This is a genomic window from Acinetobacter junii (assembly GCF_018336855.1).
GTDB lineage: Bacteria > Pseudomonadota > Gammaproteobacteria > Pseudomonadales > Moraxellaceae > Acinetobacter > Acinetobacter junii.
Genome location: NZ_CP059558.1, coordinates 3,024,036 through 3,042,774, shown reverse-complemented (window position 1 = coordinate 3,042,774; position 18,739 = coordinate 3,024,036). Strand labels below are relative to the sequence as shown.

Below are 18,739 nucleotides of genomic sequence, written 5' to 3'. Positions count from 1 at the left end.
AATTGATTTATGCAGACTACATCATCAAACCAATACTGATCATGAAAGTCTGCTGTGAATCCAAACGCGCGTGAACACATTGAAAAAATACTGACTCATATGACTCAACTGCCTGGTGTGTACAAAATGCTAGGCAAAGATGGGGAGTTGCTATATGTCGGTAAAGCGAAGAATCTAAAAAATCGTGTCTCCAGCTATTTTGTAAAAACTATTGAGCATCCCAAAACACAAGCTCTGGTTGCACGTATTTATGATATCGAGACATTGATTGTTCGTTCCGAAACTGAAGCGCTACTCTTAGAACAAAATCTTATTAAATTACATCGTCCGCCATATAACATCATGCTGCGGGACGATAAGTCTTATGTCTATATCTTTGTTTCCGCAGATAAACCTTATCCTCGTATTGCCAGTGGGCGAGGTAAAGGTAAGCATCAAATCGGAAAATTTTTTGGTCCTTATCCAAGTGCGTACAGCGCGCGAGATACTCTATTAACCTTACAAAAACTATTTAATGTAAGACAGTGTGAAAATAGCTATTTTTCTCAACGCAAACGCCCTTGTCTACAATATCAAATCAAACGGTGTACAGCACCGTGTGTGGGGTTAATTAGTCCAGAAGACTATAAAGAAGATGTTGATAATTCAATTCGCTTCTTACAAGGCGATACTAAAGAGTTGAATCAGGAACTGATCAGCAAAATGGAGCAAGCGGCAGAAGCTCTTGAGTTCGAAAAAGCGGTATTTTATCGGGATCGGTTGTCTTTATTACGTGAAGTTCAAGCACAACAAGCGGTGTTTAAAATAAAAGGTGAGGCTGATATTTTAGCCATTGCCTATCAAGCGGGTGTCACCTGCGTACAAATCATGTATGTGCGTAATGGTCGTATGCTGGGAGGAAAAAGCTATTTTCCAGATATGTTGGGTGATGATCTTGGACAAATGCTCAGTGATTTTATTGCCAACTTCTACTTCCAAGTGGCAGATGAAATCCCTTCTGAGTTGATTGTGAATGTTGAACTTTCTGATCGAGTTCAACTCGAAGAAGCGTTACAACAAACCTTTGAAAAGAAAGTTCAGATCAAGCACAAAGTTCGAGAAACACGGGCTGAGTGGCAAGAGCTTGCACAAATGAACGTGCAGCATGCAATCAAAGGGAAGTTGAGTAATCATTTAGAGTTGAATGAGCGTTTTCATCAACTTGAACAAGTTGCGGGACGTCCGATTGATCGGATTGAATGTTTTGATATTAGTCATACGATGGGAGAAGCACCAATCGCTTCCTGTGTGGTGTTCGATCAAGGTGGGGCGCGGAAAAGAGATTATCGTCAGTTCGCCATTCAGGACATTACAGGTGGTGATGACTATGCAGCGATGCGTCAAGCGCTGATTCGTCGTTATAAAAAGAATATGTTACCTGACCTTTTACTGATTGATGGTGGTAAAGGGCAGTTGCATATGGCTATGGATGTCATGCAAGAGCTTGGTCTAGATGCATTTATGATTGGGGTCTCTAAAGGTGAAGGGCGAAAACCAGGTTTAGAAACCTTACATTTTACTGATGGTACAAAGATCCAATTGCCTGAAGACCACAAAGCTTTGCACTTGATTCAGCAAGTTCGAGATGAAGCACATCGTTTTGCCATCACCAAACATAGAGCCAAGCGAGATAAACGACGTAGTAGTTCTGTATTGGAAGCAATCCCAGGTTTAGGACCTAAACGTCGACGCGATTTATTGACTCATTTTGGCGGTATACAAGGCGTGCTAAAAGCTTCAGAAAAAGAATTAATGCTTGTTCCTGGTTTGGGAGAAGTGATGGCAAGGACGATTTATAAAATTCTTCATGAATAAAAGGGCGGATTGACCGAATCTTCCATAGAGTTATGGATAAATGATCATTCACAAAACTTAAGAAACGTTGAAAGATAAAGTGAATTTGCCCCTTAAGGAATAATAATGTCACTGCTTGGATTGTATCAACAGCTAGAACAACAAGAATGGATTGATATTCCATCAGGATGGTTGCAAGGGCGTACGGTATTTGGTGGTCTTATCGCAGGTCTGCTCATTCAAAAAGCAATTCTTACAGTCAATGATTCAGCAAAACAGCTTTTAAGTTGCAGTGTCAGTTTTGTTGGGCCTGTACAGCAAGGTGCAGCCAAATTAACGGCTGAAGTATTGAGACAAGGGAAATCAGTGATGACACTTGAAATTCGTCTTTGGCAAGATGATGCAGTGCAAAGTGTTTTAGTCGCAAGCTTTGGTCTGGGGCGAGAGTCGAGAATCGTGGTGAATAACCAACCAACAGTTCCTGACTACGTAAGAGCAGATCAACTGGAAAAAATGGTTTATCTTGAAGGTTTGATGCCTGAATGCTTACAACAGTTCGAATTGTGTTGGGCTGAAGGACATTATCCAATGGCAGGAAGTAAAACACCTGATTTTGGTGGATGGTGTCGTTTTTCTCCTCAATTACACTCAAATCGTGATTTATGTTTGGGTGATTTATTTTCTTTAATGGATGTGTGGCCGCCAGGTGTTTTGCCAATGTTTAAAACACCAGCACCAGCGAGCTCTTTAAGTTGGCACATTACATATATACACCCGATTGAGAATCAATTGCATGACTGGTTTAAATATAAAGTCGTTACTGAGTTTGCAGAACACGGTTATTCAACAGAATATGCTTATCTTTGGGATAGTGAAAATCGATTAATTGCGATCCTTAGGCAGACGGTTGCCGTTTTTGCCTAGTCGACACTTCCTCGTATTTCGTATAAAGTTGCTTACAGATGGATACAATCTCGGCACAACCTTTGTGCAATATGCATATTTGATGCGACCAACATGGCGGTGTTTATGAGCACAGGGCGAATCCTGAACATTCCTAATATTCTAACATTGGCACGTATTGCCTTTATTCCTGTTTTTTTGGTGATTGCCTATTGGCCACCAGCGATTGGAATTGCTGAGCATCATGGTGGGATGATGCGACATTTGATTTTGACCGCGATCTTTGTCCTTGCAGCTGTAACAGATTGGTTTGATGGCTACCTCGCAAGGACATTAAATCAAACATCGGCTTTTGGACGCTTTCTCGATCCTGTCGCTGATAAATTGATGGTCGCTGCTGCTTTGATTGTTTTGGTTCAATGGCAACCTACAATTTCCATGGCATTTGCCGCGATTGTGATTATTTCTCGTGAAATTACAGTTTCAGCATTGCGTGAATGGATGGCAGAATTGGGTGCAAGAACCAATGTTGCGGTTTCAACCGTAGGTAAATATAAAACTGCCTTTCAAATGATTGCGATTAGCGTATTTTTGTTGAACTGGAAGCCATTAGAAATCTGGGCATATGCTTTATTGTATGCTGCGGTGATATTAACCTTGTGGTCGATGATTATATATCTACGAGCTGCATGGCCTTATTTAAAACAGCCTTAATTGCTCATCAATCTAATAGCATCAAATCTAAGAAGCTCTCTACCTAGAGGGCTTTTTTATTGCCTCATCTATACAGCTCAAGAAAAAAGCCCATAACGAATATGAGCTTAGTTCTCTGAGGAAAGTCATGCTCTTTTTGGGAGAGTATGCTGAAGAACATAATCATAATATGAGAATATACTGATATTTACAACGCATGAAAGTGTAAAGATTTTTTAATATTCTCAGTTTTGATTTGCTTGGTTTTCAGTCAGTGTTGCAAATTTATGTTCGATCTGAGCTGCATTGCTTTGTAAGATTTCGATAAGCTTCTGAATATTCAGAAAATCAAAACGATTTTTTGATGCAACTAAGGTCAAGGCGATCGGTGCTTCCTTTGTGGAAAAACGTATCGGTACAGACAGACCGCAAACTTGTGGATCAATTTCACCTTGAGATAAATAAAATCCCTGCTTTTTGATTTTTTTCATCTGTTGAGCGAATTCATCTAGATCATGGGCAAAGCCAACTTTGGCAAGCTCATTTGAGAATTGCTCATAGTAAGACTGAATTCTTTGTTTGGTTAAATGAGCAATCACAATTTTAGGTGATGCCCCCACATATACAGGTCGAGGACAGCCACGTCCGTATGAAAGCAGCTCGGCTGCTTTGAAGGTTTCATGATGTAAATCAATACAGTAATCATGATTCAAATAGGTGAGTAAGCAGCAAAGTTCTGTACGATCTACGATGTCTCGCATGAACGGAATACTGATTTGTACTAAAGGATCTGTACTATGCGAAATATAGTCTAAAACCGCTATTTTAGAGCCTAAAGTGTAGTCACCAGATGTTCCACTAATACGTTTCAAGATATCAGTTGATACCAGTTCCTTTAAATAGCGATATGCAGTGGGTTTTGAGAGATTGAGCTCATCACAAATGATATCAACGTTGATAATCGGGCGAGAAACTGAAAATAAGTCCAGTACAGTGAGAATTTTACCAAAACTCGAAATTGCCATGATGAGCTGTTTACTCCTTAAAAATAGTCTAAAGCTGTGGCTTTTATTTGCTTTATAACAGAAAAGTCATTCAGCGGGTATGCACTTTTAGCGTAGTTGATTCTAAAACGTATGAATAAGTTCTCTGATGAGAAAAATGATATTTTTTGAATGACATATTCTATATTTAATTAAATAATTATCAAATAGTGATAATTTATGTTGACTAAATAACTTTGTTTTGAAAAAATTATAAGCACAATTTCTTCATTGGATAATTTGTTTTAAATTTATCCCTGAAATGTTTGCCATTCCGATCAGTTCATTCTATTTCACGGTCAATTGAACGCTCTTTTAGTCTCTATCAAGAAGCTAAATGCAGCTGAGTTGTTTTGTGAATTTGCGTTTCCTAACGCGGTTAGTATTGAGAAAAGTTCATGTTATTTAAACAGTTGTTGGCTTTTAGGCCGAGTCGACTTGATATTATTTTTGCGTGCAAAACCTTTGTCGCAGGGATGTTGGCACTGTTTATTTCATTTGAGCTTGATTTGATTAACCCAATGTGGTCGATAGGGACGGTATTAATTATTGCCAGTCCTTACTCTGGAATGGTTTCTTCCAAATGTATTTATCGCTTGGTTGGTACGGCTGCAGGAGCAATTATTGCGTTGCTTTTGACACCACATTTTATCAATACGCCGTGGTTGTTTACGATCATCTTGGCACTGTGGGTCGGGTTTGCACTGTATATATCGCTCTTGGATCGTACTCCACGTAGCTATGTATTTATGTTGGCTGGATATTCCACCGCAATGATTGTGTATAACGCCATCACTTATGTTGATACCTATAATATTTTTGATATTGCTCTAGCACGAGTTTTAGAAATCTCTGTAGGTGTGATTTCAACCGCTGTCGTTTCAGCAACTTTTTTTCCTGTTCATGTGGGTGCCATGATTAAACAACGTGTCATCAAAACTTTGCAGGATCTAGAAAATATTTTTGAAAAACTCATTTCAGCCCAAGATACAAACCAAAATTACACACAAATTTTAGGGGTGATCACTCGTGATGCATCAGATATCCATGCTCTAGCAGTTCATCTCGCTTATGAAAAAGGCGAGTTGCAAGGTATGACCAAACCTCTACAAGAAATGCTGCATCAGGTCTCGCTTGTTGTGGCCAATCTAGTTGCCATGTCTCAACGGATTAAACAATTAGAGCAAATGCCATTAACTACATTAGCTCCAAGGTTAAGCCAACTACGACAACAGACCTTACAGTTTTTAAATCAAGAAAAACAATTAACTGCCGATAACTTACGTGATTTACCACCACAGTTTGAACAAGATTTTAGCGAATTGATTGCGATGGCTTCGTCTGAACAAAAGACTGTGTTGGCTGCCTTAAAAATGGATGTACGTCATTTTATCGCCAATATGTTGGCAGTGAAGTTACTTTGGCAACAGATCCAGAAAGGTCATAAAGAAATCCCATCTGAGATAACTACGATTACCACCAAATATCCAAGTTTACACCGTGATCATGGTATCGCGGTACGCGGTGGAATCAGTGCGGTTCTCATCACTTTCATCGTGACAGGAGCGTGGATTTTATCAGGTTGGAAAGCTGGATTTATGATGGCGCAAATGGGCGCGATCACAGCGTGTATTTTGACTGCTTTGGATAATCCTGTACCTGTGTTGCGCATATTTATCTGGGGGAGCATCGTTTCAGCGGGATTGGTTTTTATTTATGCCTTTGGAATTTTTCCCCACATTACGCACTTTTGGCAATTAGCACTGGTACTTTTTCCAATTTTCCTTGTGGCTGTAAGCATGATGGCAAATCAAATGCTAATGCCGATAGGTATGGTTTTAGGCATTAATACCATGATGGGGCTGAATTTACACAATAAATATTCAATGGATGCGGTGTCTTATTTAGACAGCTCTTTTGCCATGATTTTAGGTGTTTTGGTCTCATTAATTGTGATTGATTTGGTTCGTGCTGTTTCACCCGATACAAGCGCAACACGTATTTTAAGTTTGCATTACCAAGCGATGCGTCAAGCTTTAACACTGAGTTATGGGATTGATTTCAAAATTCATTTACGTAGCATGCTTGATCGAGTTGGGGTTCTAAATAGCAAGATGGTACAAAATGCTGAACTGAAATATGCCATCCAAAATGCCTTAATTGAAAGTGCATCGATTGTTGATCTTGTGCGATTACAGGAAATCCGCCAAAAGCTTCCACATTATGTGGACTTGCAAATGCAAATTGCTCTTTTAGAGCAGCAGCTTGCCGAATATTTTCAAACTCAATCAGAGCAACTTTCACTTCAAACTTTTCCAACGCAAATCCTTCAGCAAATCGAAGTGGTCAAGCATCTTGCAATGCCAATTAGTGAAGATGAGTTGCATCAAAGATTATTGATTTCAATGAATAATATTCTCAAAAGCATTGGGCATGTTTCAAATGAACAGGTGAGTTTAAATATGAATGACGTTGAGGTTGCTCATGGGTGAAATCAATCTATATGGAATTTATATTCCAACGTTGTTAGTGCAAGCCGTGATTGCTTATGTGTTGTTTAAGATATTAAGTCCATTCGTAGACCGTTTCGCTCAGATGGGGTGGATCGGGTTACCCAGTATTTTTAATCTCTGCTTCTATTTAGCTTTGATGCTTTGTGTGCATGAAATTTTTGTCCGACTTTGGATTTGAGCTAAATTTTTGATTGTTTAAATTTCTCTGATTTAAAAATGAGTAGTAAAGGTGAAGAACATGAATGCATTTGATATGCGAAAAGTCATACGACCCGTGGTTCTTTTCATTGCCATTATTGTGGCGATATACACGGTTGTGCATTTATGGAATTACTATAATGCGGCACCTTGGACGCGAGATGGTCGTGTCCGTGGCGATGTCATTCAAGTGGCTTCAGATGTAAATGGTTTGGTGACTGAGGTTTTGGTACAAGACAATCAAACTGTAAAGAAAGGACAGGTCTTGTTTAAAATTGATGTCGCACGTCAAGCATTGGATGTGGAGCAAGCCAAATCTGATCTTGCGAAAGCTAAAGCAGGTCTAGCACAAGCTCAAGCGACTCTCGCGGGTACCAAAGCTAGCTTAGTAAAGACCGAAGCCAATATGAAACTTGCCGAAAAGAATGCAGCTCGATATACCAGTCTTATGGATGGTGCAATTTCCAAACAGGAACAAGATCAAGTTTTTGCTGCACGTGATCAAGCTTTTGCTGAACGCGAACAATTAAAAGCAAGTATTGAACAAGCCAATGCTGCGATTGAACAGCAATATGCGTTACTAGATGTGGCGACAAGTAATTTGCACTTGGCAGAATTGAATTTACACCGTTCAGAAGTTGTTGCTCCTGCCGATGGAACTTTATCAAATTTTGATTTACGTGTGGGTAATTACGTTAAAGTTGGACAAGCTGTAGCAGCTCTTTTAGATCGTCAGCAACTTTATGTGGTTGGTTATTTTGAAGAAACAAAACTTGACCGTATTCATGTTGGAGATGTTGCAACAGTTCAATTGATGGGGGATAAACAACGTATTCGTGGTCATGTGCAAGGTATTGCATCTGGGATTGAGGATCGCGAGCGTTCGGGCAGTTCAAACTTATTGGCAAATGTAAATCCAACTTTTAGTTGGGTACGATTGGCTCAACGAGTGCCTGTGAAAATTGTATTAGATGAACCACCACAAAATCCATTGGCATTCGTTTCTGGACGTACTGCAACGGTGAGAGTGATTGAGAAATAAGCTTTGAAGTTGTTAATAAATAAAATTAGTAGAGTGATATTGGTTAGGAAAGCTCATAAGCTCAATTAAACGTTGTTATTCCGTTCCGCCTTCAATGTTAATTCAGCTCAAAAGGCGATATGGATATCGCCCGCCAAGATATTCATTTATATCTAAGATGTCTGATTAAGGTGTGATGCCTGTAGGATCGCGATACCAGCTTTGTATCAACAACGCTGCTGCGAAGCTATCTGCTGATAAGCGTTTTGCTTGACCTTTACTTTGATAAGATTCGAGTTCTTCTCTCGCTTCACGAGTTGTTAGGCGTTCATCCACCATCCACGTTTGGATATTTGTCTGGTGACGTAAACGACGAGCGAATTTACGAGCGCGCGCTGAGAGTTCGGATTCACTATCATCCATATTCAAAGGTAGCCCGACTAGAAATAAGTTCGGTTGCCACTCTTTAACAAGTTTGAGTAATTGGTTCCAGTCAGGAATGCCATCTTTCATTATAAATAAAGGCAGTGGATTGGCACTTTCAATCGCGGATTGACCAATCGCAATGCCCATTTTTTGTGTACCAAAATCAAATGCCATAATCGACTGAGAAGTTTGTATATCAGGCATGACCAATCTCAGAAGCAAACCAAGTACGATCTACACCGATTTTTTTATAAGCCGCATCCCAACGATCGCCGTATGGAAGATTAAAAATAAGATCCATATCTGAATCGCAAATTAACCAGTCACCACGAGTGATTTCATCTTCAAGTTGATTTTTACCCCAACTCGCATAGCCTAGAGCAATTTGATAGCGACCAACGCCTTCATTGTGAGCAATCGCATCTAAGATATCTTTACTGGTGGTGATGCAGACATTTTCTCCTACCGCAATAGAGGAGTGCCAAGTCGGTTGACCAGTATGTAGAACGAAGCCTGCTTCTGGGCGTAAAGGACCGCCCTGCAAGACCGCGTGAGGGTGAACATTATCCGCATCAATTTCCAAATCATTGAGAAGTTCTTTGATTTGTAAATCAGACGGACGATTGATAATGATGCCTTGTGCACCGTCTTCATCATGGCGCGCAACATAGATGACAGTATTTGCAAAGAAGTCATCTGCCATGTCTGGTGGAGCGATGAGACAACGGTGAGTTAAGTATTGTTTCGTCACCTAGGCGGTTCTCCATCAAAAGAATGTACGTTTCTATCTATATAGGTTCTTTATATCAACATACAAGAGTTAATCGGATTTCGCCAATCATTTTCTGATATTTTGCCCTAAAAATCAGGCAGGCTGAAACTTAAGCTGTCGCAACTGCTTTGCATGTTGCAAAGTTGTCTCACTAATTTCGACACCACCAGACATACGAGCAAGCTCTAGAATACGCTGTTCTTCGTCAAGTTCGATGATGGTACTGCTAGCTGGATCAGTTTGTTGTTTTTTGACCAGTAGATGTTGATCGGATTGCGCCGCAACCTGGGCTTGGTGAGTAATACATAGTAATTGAACATGCTGTGCTAAATCAGCCAGTAATCGTCCTACAACTTCTGCAGTTCCACCGCTAATTCCGACATCAATTTCATCAAATACTAGAACTTCTGCTTCGGTCTTCTCAGCATTCATGACTTGCATGACTAAAGCAATACGAGAAAGCTCACCACCTGAGGCAACTCGTGCTAATGGTTGTGGAGGAATTCCTTTATTTGCAGTGAATAGCAGTTGAATAAAGCTTAAGCCTTCTGATGATGCTTGTTCTAATGGTTCGAATTTGAATTCAAAATGAGCTTCAGGAAGAGCCAAAGGTTTGACTTGTTCCGTCAGTTGTTTAGCTAGTGGAATCGCAGCGGTTCGACGAATATCATCTAAGTGCTGTGCTTTTTCAATAAAGGATTGATAGGCAATTTCAACTTGTTCAGCCAAAGTTTCAGGATCTTCAAGTTGATGAAGTTGTTCTAATTCCTGTTGCCATTGTTCAAAATCTTGTTTGAGGGACTCTGGTTGAGTTCTGTATTTACGGGCCAGACGATGGAAAATTTCAAGTGTAGAATTTAATTGCTCCATGCGTTCAGGATCGAAACTTTGGCGATCGATGAACTGACGCAAGCTTGCTGTAGCATCTTCGATTTCGCTTTGTGCATTTAATAAAGAATTATAAATGGTTGAAAGCAGTTCGCTGCGTCCAGCATGAGACTCTAACCGACGGATAATCGATGAGATTTCTTGAGTAATATTTTGTTCAGCTTCATCTAATACATTTAGGCTATAACCACAGTCTTGCATGATGTGTTCGTGATGGCTTAAGCGATCAAATTCTTGTTCAATTTCTCGATAGTCTGTTTGTACGATTTCTTCAAGCTCTTCCAATTGAGTTTCTAAGTTTTGAATCTTCTGCAGGCGAGTGGCTTGCGCATCTAGCGCGGCTTGGTGTTGTCGAATATTTTGCTGCCAAATGCTATACGCTTCACGAACTGCTTGTGCTTGATCACCAAAATTGTGATAACGATCTAACCAGTGTTTTGGATAAGGTGGTTCTAGAAGTTGTTGCTGGCTGTGCTGGCTGTAGAGCTGGACTAATAATCGCCCGATTTCTTTAAGTTCAGCAAGGCTACTAGGTCTTCCATTAATCCAAGCTTTACTACGGCCAGTTGCAAAGATGACGCGACGCAAATGAATCTCGCCTGATTCATCATCAAGCTCATGATCTATGAGCCAATTGGCTTCAGCACTATCAGCTTGGTAGCTAAAAATAGCCGTAACGTCAGCTTTATCTGCACCATATCGGACATAATTTGTATCTGTGCGTTCACCTAAACATGCAGATAAGGCATCTAACAATAAAGATTTTCCTGCGCCTGTTTCTCCTGTGAGAACATTAAAGCCTTGTTCAATATCTAAAGCTAAGTGGTCAGCGAGTGCAAAATTAATTAAAGTTAAATGGGTGAGCATAAACGCATCCAATGCACAGATTGTTTTGCTTAAAGATAGAGAGTTTTTATAGTGGCGACAAGTCGTGATTCACCTATTTTGTTGCTTTCACAACAAAACGATTTATTGGAATTTGGAAAAATGAATAAGTCATATTGTTTGATAAGCAAAGAGCTGAAAGTGCATGATTTCAAGCTGATCCATAATTCAAACTAATAATGTTTTAGCGGTGTTGTTTTTTTTAGTGCTTCAGATGGTTTATTTCTGAAGTCGGTCTCATATATTGAAGTTTGATTTTCTTAATATTCATTATTCATCGCGGTGCAAATTACTTTGTGCTTGGCAAAATTAACGAAGATCATTCTGTCCACTCGTAACATGGTTGTTCGCCTTGCGATTGGGCAAAAGTTCCTTTGCTAGTTTTCTTTATTTGGCATAGCTGTTGGTCTTGCGCTCTGGCAAAGTTACACTTTGTGCTTTTTCACCACTCGTAGCATAACTATTCGTCTAGCGCTCGGAAAAGCTTCGCTTTGTTTTTTACTCGCTCAGGTATGAAAATTGCTGTATTTACGCCAGAAAATGGATTGATTAGTTGTAAAGGCACAATTAAACTACGTCCAGCATAACCTAATATAAATGCGGCAAAATTTGGAGAGTACGCATGAGTTCAGTGCAGTTTGATCATGTAACGGTCATTAAGAAATCGAATGTGTATTTTGGCGGGGCATGTATTAGCCATACAGTACAATTTGAAGATGGTACAAAAAAAACTTTAGGCGTTATTTTACCTACTGAACAACCTTTGACTTTTGAAACACACGTCCCAGAGCGTATGGAAATTATTTCTGGTGAGTGTCGCGTAAAAATTGCAGATAGTACAGAAAGTGAATTATTCCGTGCGGGGCAGTCATTCTATGTCCCTGGAAACAGTGTATTCCATATTGAAGCAGATGAAGTACTTGATTATGTGTGTCATTTAGAAGGTTAACCTTTTCCTTCGTAAATCGAGTACACTATATCTAAAGAAAATCCTGTAAAGTCATTTACAGGATTTTTTTATTAAATTCCCTTGCGGAGCTATTCGCTCCTCACCTGTAAAGTTTATTTGCAGGATTTTTTATTTTCAAAATCCCCCCTAATCTCCTGCTTCAAGTGGGAATGCTGAAAAGAGGTCGCTCATGGCAAAACCTGAATATTATTATGGCGTTCATTCTGTGGAGTCATTATTAGAATTGGAGCCTGAGCGAATACTCACATTGTTTACGCTTAAAGGTCGAGATGATCAGCGTTTACAAAAAATCTTAGCACTTGCAGAACCTTTCGGGATTAGTGTGCAAAAGGCAAGCCGTGACAGTCTGGAAAAACTAGCAGGAATGCCATTCCACCAAGGGGTTGTTGCTGCTGTACGTCCTCATCCAACGCTTAATGAAAAAGATTTAGATCAATTAATGCAGCAGCATCCCGATGCGTTATTGTTGGCACTTGATCAAGTGACTGATCCACATAATTTAGGTGCTTGCATCAGAACTGCAGCCGCTATGGGAGTTCAAGCAGTCATCGTACCTAGAGATCGTTCAGCAAGTTTGACGCCAACAGCACGTAAAGTTGCAGCAGGTGGTGCAGAAAAGGTTAAGTTTATTCAGGTCACTAATCTTGCTCGTACCTTAGCGCATTTAAAAGAGACTACCCATACTCGTGTGATTGGTACGATGCTTGATGAGAAAGCTTTGCCTATTCAGCAATGTGATTTTAGCGGTTCGGTTGTGATAGTGATGGGCGCTGAAGACACTGGACTTCGACCAATTACCCAATCGCAATGTGATCAAACTGTATTTATCCCAATGGCGGGTGATTTGCAGAGTTTAAATGTAAGTGTTGCAACAGGTATGGCACTTTATGAGGCATGTCGACAGCGTACTACTGTATAATCATCGTTACGCTCTATTCAAAATTGAAAAATGACAGTTCGCTCGCAAGGTTATCTTTTTGTCCTGATCACGATGTGTATATGGGGCGGATTTACTATTTTCTCCCGACTTAATGCGCATTGGCATGTCAGTATGTGGGATTTGGTTGCGATGCGCTTTGCAATTGCTTCTGTTATTTTGGTGCCTGTTTTAATTTATAAAAAAGATTTTGCCTTTTTATGGCATCCACGCCCTTTGATTTTGGCACTGATCGGCGGGCTAGGCTATTGTTTTACCGTATATACCGCTTTTCTGCATGCCCCAGCTGCACATGCTGCTATTTTTTTAAATGGTTGTATCCCTTTGTGTACTGCTATTGCTGCATATTTATTATTTAGACAGCCTTTTGATAAACATACGTGGTTCAGTATTGCAATTATGATGAGTGCAATATTAGTCATGAGTTATTTAATGCTGCATGATCAAAGTACTGTATTGGGTTGGGGGGATCTGTTGCTGTTTCTTAGTGCGGTGTGGTGGGGTGTTTTTACCGTTCTCCTAAAACAATGGAAGCTATCTGCTTGGCATTCAACAGCGGGTGTAGTGATTTGGTCTGCGATTATCTACCTGCCTATTTATATTTTATTTATTCCAAAACATTTTCAAGATGCAGAACCTCTTCACCTCTTGATTCAAGGACTTTTCCATGGTGTGTTGGTAGTGATCGTTGCGACTTTAACTTATGTTGCAGCAATTCAAAGATTAGGTGCATTTAAAACGGGAAGTATTGTAACTTTAGCACCATTTATAGCAGCTGTTGTCGCTGTTCCTTTGTTAGATGAACCAATCAATCTCGCCATTATCAGTGGTTTGATTGGAATGGCGATTGGTGCGCTTCAACCGTGGCGATGGTTTCAAAAAGACACCTTAGAGGCTCAGCTCGAACATCAAAACAAAAATTAATATTCAGCGCGTTGTAGATAACTGAAATGTAATGGTTTTAATTGTTGGTGTAGATGTTCCAATAAGCCATCATTTACCACAATGTCATTTGCCAAACGTTGCTTTTCAGAGCGGGGCATTTGTGCTGCAATAATATGACGAATTTGCTCTTCACTTTGCCCATCTCGTTGACTTGCGCGTTCCAATTGAATGTGCTCACTTGCATCGATCAATAAAGTATGATGAACGAGTTCATGTTGATTAGTTTCAAACAAAAGCGGTGAAACTAAAATCACATAGGGGCTTTCAGCTTGTTGTAATTGTTGAATGATAGATTGGCGGATAGCGGGATGTGTAATTTTTTCTAATGTCATACGCGCTTCAGGATGGCTGAAGATGTGTTCTCTCAAGGCTCTACGATTTAAAGTTCCATCTTCTAATAGAACCCAATCTCCAAAAGCACGGTGTATTTCTTTTAAAGCAGGTTGATTTGGTGCTACGACTTCTCGAGCAACAATATCTGCATCTATTACAACAATACCTTGGGACTCAAACCATTGGGTTGCAGCAGATTTACCACTCCCAATACCACCCGTAATCCCCAAGATAAATGTCATATTAACCCCCAAGATATACTTTCATAATTTGCTCACCCCATAGAAAGGCAATCCAACCAGCAATTGCAATATAAGGACCAAATGCAAAAGGTTGATTTTCACCGCGCATTTTCATCAGCATAATACCAATAATTGCGCCTACCATAGAAGAGAGTAATACGATGAGGGGTAACATCATCGGACCCATCCATGCACCAAGGGCTGCAAGCAGTTTAAAATCACCATAGCCCATGCCTTCTTTGCCCGTGATGATTTTAAATAGGTAATACACAATCCAAAGACATAGAAAACCGATTAAATAGCCCCAGATCGCAGCACTAGCCGTTGTATAGATTGCAAAAGTATTGATACCCAGCCCTAATGCTGCTAAAGGTAGCGTAAATCGATCAGGTAGTAACTGTGTATCAAAATCAATAAAAGTGAGTGCAATAAGTGCCCACGTTAGAGTTAAGCCGAACAGCATCTGAATTGTTGCACCGAATACTGCCACAACGATCAATGAACAGATCATAGTAAGTAGTTCAATCAACGGGTAGCGAATGCTGATTGGATTTTGGCAAGTGCCACATTTACCGCGAAGTACTAACCAACTAATAATAGGAATATTCTGGAACCATTTAATAGGCGTTTGACACTTAGGACAAGTAGAAGCTGGCTGACTTAATGTTAACTTGCTCTGATCTATGATCGGCTGTTCAGGGTGTAAAAGCATTTGGCATTCCTGATGCCATTCTTGCTCCATCATTTTTGGAGTGCGAAAGATCACAACATTTAAAAAACTGCCGATGCACAAGCTGATTAATCCAACTGCAAGGTAAAGTGCAATTGGATTTTCTAAAAAGTAAAGGAAAAAAGATTGCATTACACTACAGAACCCATTTGGAAGATTGGTAGATACATGGCAATAACGAGACCACCAACTAATACACCAAGAATTGCCATGATAAGAGGTTCCATCATTGAAGTCAGACCATCTACTGCATTGTCGACTTCATTTTCAAAGTGTGTTGCGACTTTATCTAACATTGAATCAAGTGCTCCAGACTCTTCACCAATGGCAACCATTTGAATTGCCATCGCGGGGAAGCGGTTTGAAACACGCATGGCAAATTGAAGCTGCTGTCCAGTCGCAACATCTTCTCTAATTTTAAGTACAGCTTCCTCATAAACAACATTATTGGTTGCACCTGCTGTAGATGTAAGCGCATCTATTAATGGAACGCCAGCGGCAAATGTCGTTGCTAGTGTGCGACTGTAACGAGCAATAATCGCTTTATATACGAGATCACCAAAAATTGGTAACTTTAGAGCAAGCTTATCTAAAGTATCTCTAAATTTCTTACTACGTTTTTTTGCTTCTAGAAAGCCAGCAATCATGGCGCCAATTACAAGAATAAGGATGAACCAATATTTTTGCATCCAATTAGACATATTGACAACCATTTGGGTAAATGCGGGTAAGTCCGCGCCAAATGAGCTAAATAAATTTTGAAAGACAGGTACGACTTTAACCATTAAAATAATTGTAACAATCAAAGCAACTACAATTACTGTAATCGGATATTTCATTGCTTTTTTTATCTTTTGTTTGAGTAGTTCACTTTTTTCCTTATATACAGCGACACGATCTAACATGGTCTCAAGCGCACCGGATTGTTCTCCTGATTCGACGAGAGAACAAAATAAGGTATCAAAATATTGAGGATATTTTTTTAAAGCACCGGCAAAAGTATTACCACCTTCAACCTCATTTTTTAATCCTAGTACGACTTCACGCATGGATGGGTTTTCCAAACCTTCAGCGACAATTTCAAAGCCTTGCACTAATGGTACGCCTGCTTTCATCATTGTAGCTAATTGGCGTGTGAAAACCGTAATATCCAAGGTCGTCACTTTTTTCTTCATCAAACCTTCGAGAATATTTTTACGTTTTTCTCGAATATTTTTAATTGTCACGCCTTGTTTACGTAAGGTGACTTTCGCTAAAGCCATGTTACGTGCTGGAAGTTCCCCTTTAATTTTTGCCCCTTTACGATCTACCCCTTCATAGGCAAAAGTAGGCATCATTTGCGCTTTTTTCGCTGCCATGACTATTAATCCTTTTTATTGATTTTATTCACTTGTTACTCGATTAACTTCTTGCAAAGAGGTGATCCCTTGCATGACCTTTTTTAAACCAGAACGGCGTAGATTATTGAAACCAGCCTTTTCAGATGCTGCTGCAATTTGTAATGCATTTCCATCTTCCATAATAATCTTGGAAATCTCGGGTGTCACTTTCATTACTTCATAAATACCGACACGCCCTTTATATCCTTCACGACAAGCATCACAGCCTACAGGTTGAAAAATTTGAAAATCAGGGTTGGCTAAATCTTGTTCGGTGAAGCCCATTTCTAAAAGACTTTGCTGAGGAATCTCGATAGGTTGTTTGCATTCCGAGCATAGACGGCGGGCTAAACGTTGAGCAATCACTAGATTAACAGAAGTTGCAATATTGAAAGAGGGAACTCCCATATTGCGTAATCGTGTGAGTGTTTCAGGAGCACTGTTAGTATGCAGAGTCGACATCACCATGTGACCTGTTTGAGCTGCCTTAATTGCAATTTCAGCTGTTTCCAAATCACGAATCTCACCGACCATGATGATATCAGGATCTTGACGTAAAAATGCTTTTAATGCCGCTGAGAAAGTTAAGCCCGTTTTAGGGTTGACGTTAACTTGGTTAATACCTTCTAAGTTGATTTCGACTGGGTCTTCTGCGGTCGAAATATTGGTATCTTCTGTATTTAAGATATTTAGACCTGTATATAACGATACGGTTTTACCAGAACCTGTCGGACCTGTAATCAGAAGCATACCCTGAGGCTTGTCTAATGCACTCATAAATAGTTCTTTTTGTTCATCCTCATAGCCTAATGCTTCAATACCTAACATTGCGCTTGAAGGATCTAAAATACGAAGAACAAGTTTCTCTCCAAATAAAGTTGGAAGTGAGTTAACACGAAAATCAATCGCTTTAGTCTTAGATAGTTTAAGTTTGATACGACCATCTTGAGGCATACGCTTCTCAGAAATGTCCATTTGAGACATGACTTTTAAACGAGACGCTAAACGAGTTGCGAGTTGTAGTGGTGGGTTTGCAATTTGTCGGAGTACACCATCCACACGATAACGCACGCGATACATTTTTTCATAAGGTTCAAAATGTAAGTCAGAGGCTCCCATACGAATCGCATCAATCAATAGTTTATTGATATATTTGACGATAGGTGATTCATCTTGATGGTTTGTATCATCATCCTCAGTTGTGTTGTTTGTATCAGTCGATGCAACATCAACATTATCTAAATCAAAGTCGTCGTTTTCCCCAAAATCGAAACTGCCGCTATCTCCAAATTGCTGATCAATCAGTTTTTCGAGTTTGTTGTGCTCAACAATCACTGGCTCGATATTTAATTTGGTATTGAACCTGATTGCGTCTAATGCATCAATATTCGTCGGGTTGCTGGTCGCAACATACAAAATCTGACCACGTTGTATGAGTGGAACAACACGATGTTTTTGAATCAGTTTGCTGTCAGTTATTTCACGAGGTAATAGAGCTGTATCAAATACAGCAAGATCAAAGAGTGGCTCACCAAACTCTAAAGATATGCTTTCCGCAATTGTCAGAGGTGATAGACGATGATGTTCAATTAAGTGAGCAACAATATCTTGTTGTGCTTTTTTTGCAGCATCAATCGCACTCTGCATATTTGATGCAGCAATGTGACCATCATCGACTATGCGTCGAATAAACCCCGAAAATTTTGGAGACGTATGTATTCCTGACATCTGTCCGCCTTATGACAATATGGTTATAATAGCTATATATCAAAATTATACTTTCGTTACGTAAAATTACTACCATTGAAAGTGTCGTTTTTGACTTGATTAAGCTTTAAAACTTTGAACTAATCGAATCTTTTGCAAATTTATTTTTATCATAAACTTGTAGTTATGATGTTTTGAATAAATAAATGTCTCAGCCAGCCAAATCCACTTTGGTTAAACTGATAATACTCTTTTTCATCCTATAGTCACTGCTTTAAATTCAAACGATATAAAAAAACTGAATTTTCTAAAAAACTGTGT

At 39.6% G+C, this 18,739-nt stretch carries 17 protein-coding genes; 9 read left to right on the top strand and 8 right to left on the bottom strand.

All coding sequences use genetic code 11. The annotated features are described in order from the left end of the window. The first annotated feature begins 54 nt into the window (after window positions 1-54). From uvrC to pgsA, 3 genes are all read left to right on the top strand, one after another. Window positions 55-1,854 (top strand): excinuclease ABC subunit UvrC, encoded by a 1,800-nt coding sequence (gene uvrC / locus H2677_RS14080; RefSeq protein WP_212638787.1) that lies wholly within the window; start codon window positions 55-57, stop codon window positions 1,852-1,854. 105 nt (window positions 1,855-1,959) lie between these two features. After that, window positions 1,960-2,757, top strand: coding sequence for a thioesterase family protein (locus tag H2677_RS14075; protein ID WP_212638786.1), 798 nt, complete (start codon window positions 1,960-1,962; stop codon window positions 2,755-2,757). Window positions 2,758-2,862: 105 nt separating this feature from the next. Beyond that, a complete protein-coding gene (pgsA, locus tag H2677_RS14070) occupies window positions 2,863-3,450 on the top strand; it encodes a CDP-diacylglycerol--glycerol-3-phosphate 3-phosphatidyltransferase (protein WP_004916874.1) in 588 nt (195 codons plus the stop codon). Window positions 3,451-3,674: 224 nt separating this feature from the next. On the opposite strand, the gene H2677_RS14065 is transcribed toward pgsA, so the two are convergent. Further along, window positions 3,675-4,454 (bottom strand): IclR family transcriptional regulator, encoded by a 780-nt coding sequence (locus H2677_RS14065; protein WP_004916873.1) that lies wholly within the window; start codon window positions 4,452-4,454, stop codon window positions 3,675-3,677. Between the two features lie 416 nt (window positions 4,455-4,870). Here H2677_RS14065 and H2677_RS14060 point away from each other — a divergent pair, with 416 nt between their 5' ends. From H2677_RS14060 to H2677_RS14050, 3 genes are read left to right on the top strand one after another with little or no spacing between them, the layout of a single operon-like run. Then, window positions 4,871-6,964, top strand: coding sequence for an FUSC family protein (locus tag H2677_RS14060; RefSeq protein WP_212638785.1), 2,094 nt, complete (start codon window positions 4,871-4,873; stop codon window positions 6,962-6,964). After that, a complete protein-coding gene (locus H2677_RS14055) occupies window positions 6,957-7,163 on the top strand; it encodes a DUF1656 domain-containing protein (protein WP_005403570.1) in 207 nt (68 codons plus the stop codon). The genes H2677_RS14060 and H2677_RS14055 overlap by 8 nt, the downstream gene beginning before the upstream one ends. 60 nt (window positions 7,164-7,223) lie before the next feature. Continuing rightward, window positions 7,224-8,225 carry an HlyD family secretion protein gene (locus H2677_RS14050; protein ID WP_151834249.1) on the top strand — a complete coding sequence of 334 codons (1,002 nt, stop codon included), beginning with the start codon at window positions 7,224-7,226 and terminating at the stop codon, window positions 8,223-8,225. 165 nt (window positions 8,226-8,390) lie between these two features. Here H2677_RS14050 and ruvX read toward each other — a convergent pair whose 3' ends face one another. The 3 genes from ruvX to recN all read right to left on the bottom strand — a co-directional run bounded on the left by ruvX (window position 8,391) and on the right by recN (window position 11,157). Next, window positions 8,391-8,834 carry a Holliday junction resolvase RuvX gene (gene ruvX / locus H2677_RS14045; RefSeq protein WP_004916868.1) on the bottom strand — a complete coding sequence of 148 codons (444 nt, stop codon included), beginning with the start codon at window positions 8,832-8,834 and terminating at the stop codon, window positions 8,391-8,393. Beyond that, the gene (locus H2677_RS14040; protein WP_004916866.1) at window positions 8,827-9,381 is read right to left on the bottom strand and encodes a YqgE/AlgH family protein; all 555 of its coding nucleotides are present in this window, start codon (window positions 9,379-9,381) and stop codon (window positions 8,827-8,829) included. The genes ruvX and H2677_RS14040 overlap by 8 nt, the downstream gene beginning before the upstream one ends. Before the next feature lie 114 nt (window positions 9,382-9,495). Continuing rightward, entirely contained in the window at window positions 9,496-11,157 is a 1,662-nt protein-coding gene (recN, locus tag H2677_RS14035; protein ID WP_004957482.1) for a DNA repair protein RecN, read from the bottom strand. Between the two features lie 640 nt (window positions 11,158-11,797). Between recN and ppnP the strand changes: the two genes are divergently transcribed. From ppnP to H2677_RS14020, 3 genes are all read left to right on the top strand, one after another. Then, window positions 11,798-12,124, top strand: a complete 327-nt coding sequence (gene ppnP / locus H2677_RS14030) for a pyrimidine/purine nucleoside phosphorylase (protein ID WP_004958605.1) — start codon at window positions 11,798-11,800, stop codon at window positions 12,122-12,124. 190 nt (window positions 12,125-12,314) lie between these two features. Further along, a complete protein-coding gene (rlmB, locus tag H2677_RS14025) occupies window positions 12,315-13,064 on the top strand; it encodes a 23S rRNA (guanosine(2251)-2'-O)-methyltransferase RlmB (protein WP_212638784.1) in 750 nt (249 codons plus the stop codon). 30 nt (window positions 13,065-13,094) lie between these two features. Then, window positions 13,095-14,006 carry a DMT family transporter gene (locus tag H2677_RS14020; protein ID WP_212638783.1) on the top strand — a complete coding sequence of 304 codons (912 nt, stop codon included), beginning with the start codon at window positions 13,095-13,097 and terminating at the stop codon, window positions 14,004-14,006. Here H2677_RS14020 and coaE read toward each other — a convergent pair. The 4 genes from coaE to pilB are packed head-to-tail and all read right to left on the bottom strand — an operon-like array spanning window position 14,003 to window position 18,439. Beyond that, window positions 14,003-14,602 carry a dephospho-CoA kinase gene (gene coaE, locus H2677_RS14015; protein WP_212638782.1) on the bottom strand — a complete coding sequence of 200 codons (600 nt, stop codon included), beginning with the start codon at window positions 14,600-14,602 and terminating at the stop codon, window positions 14,003-14,005. The genes H2677_RS14020 and coaE overlap by 4 nt on opposite strands. Before the next feature lies 1 nt (window position 14,603). Further along, on the bottom strand, window positions 14,604-15,464 hold the full coding sequence (locus H2677_RS14010) for a prepilin peptidase (protein ID WP_212638781.1): 861 nt from the start codon (window positions 15,462-15,464) through the stop codon (window positions 14,604-14,606). Continuing rightward, the gene (locus H2677_RS14005; RefSeq protein WP_125298853.1) at window positions 15,464-16,690 is read right to left on the bottom strand and encodes a type II secretion system F family protein; all 1,227 of its coding nucleotides are present in this window, start codon (window positions 16,688-16,690) and stop codon (window positions 15,464-15,466) included. Before H2677_RS14005 ends, H2677_RS14010 begins: the two co-directional genes overlap by 1 nt. Before the next feature lie 24 nt (window positions 16,691-16,714). Continuing rightward, window positions 16,715-18,439 carry a type IV-A pilus assembly ATPase PilB gene (gene pilB, locus H2677_RS14000; RefSeq protein ID WP_125298852.1) on the bottom strand — a complete coding sequence of 575 codons (1,725 nt, stop codon included), beginning with the start codon at window positions 18,437-18,439 and terminating at the stop codon, window positions 16,715-16,717. Window positions 18,440-18,739 lie beyond the last annotated feature (300 nt).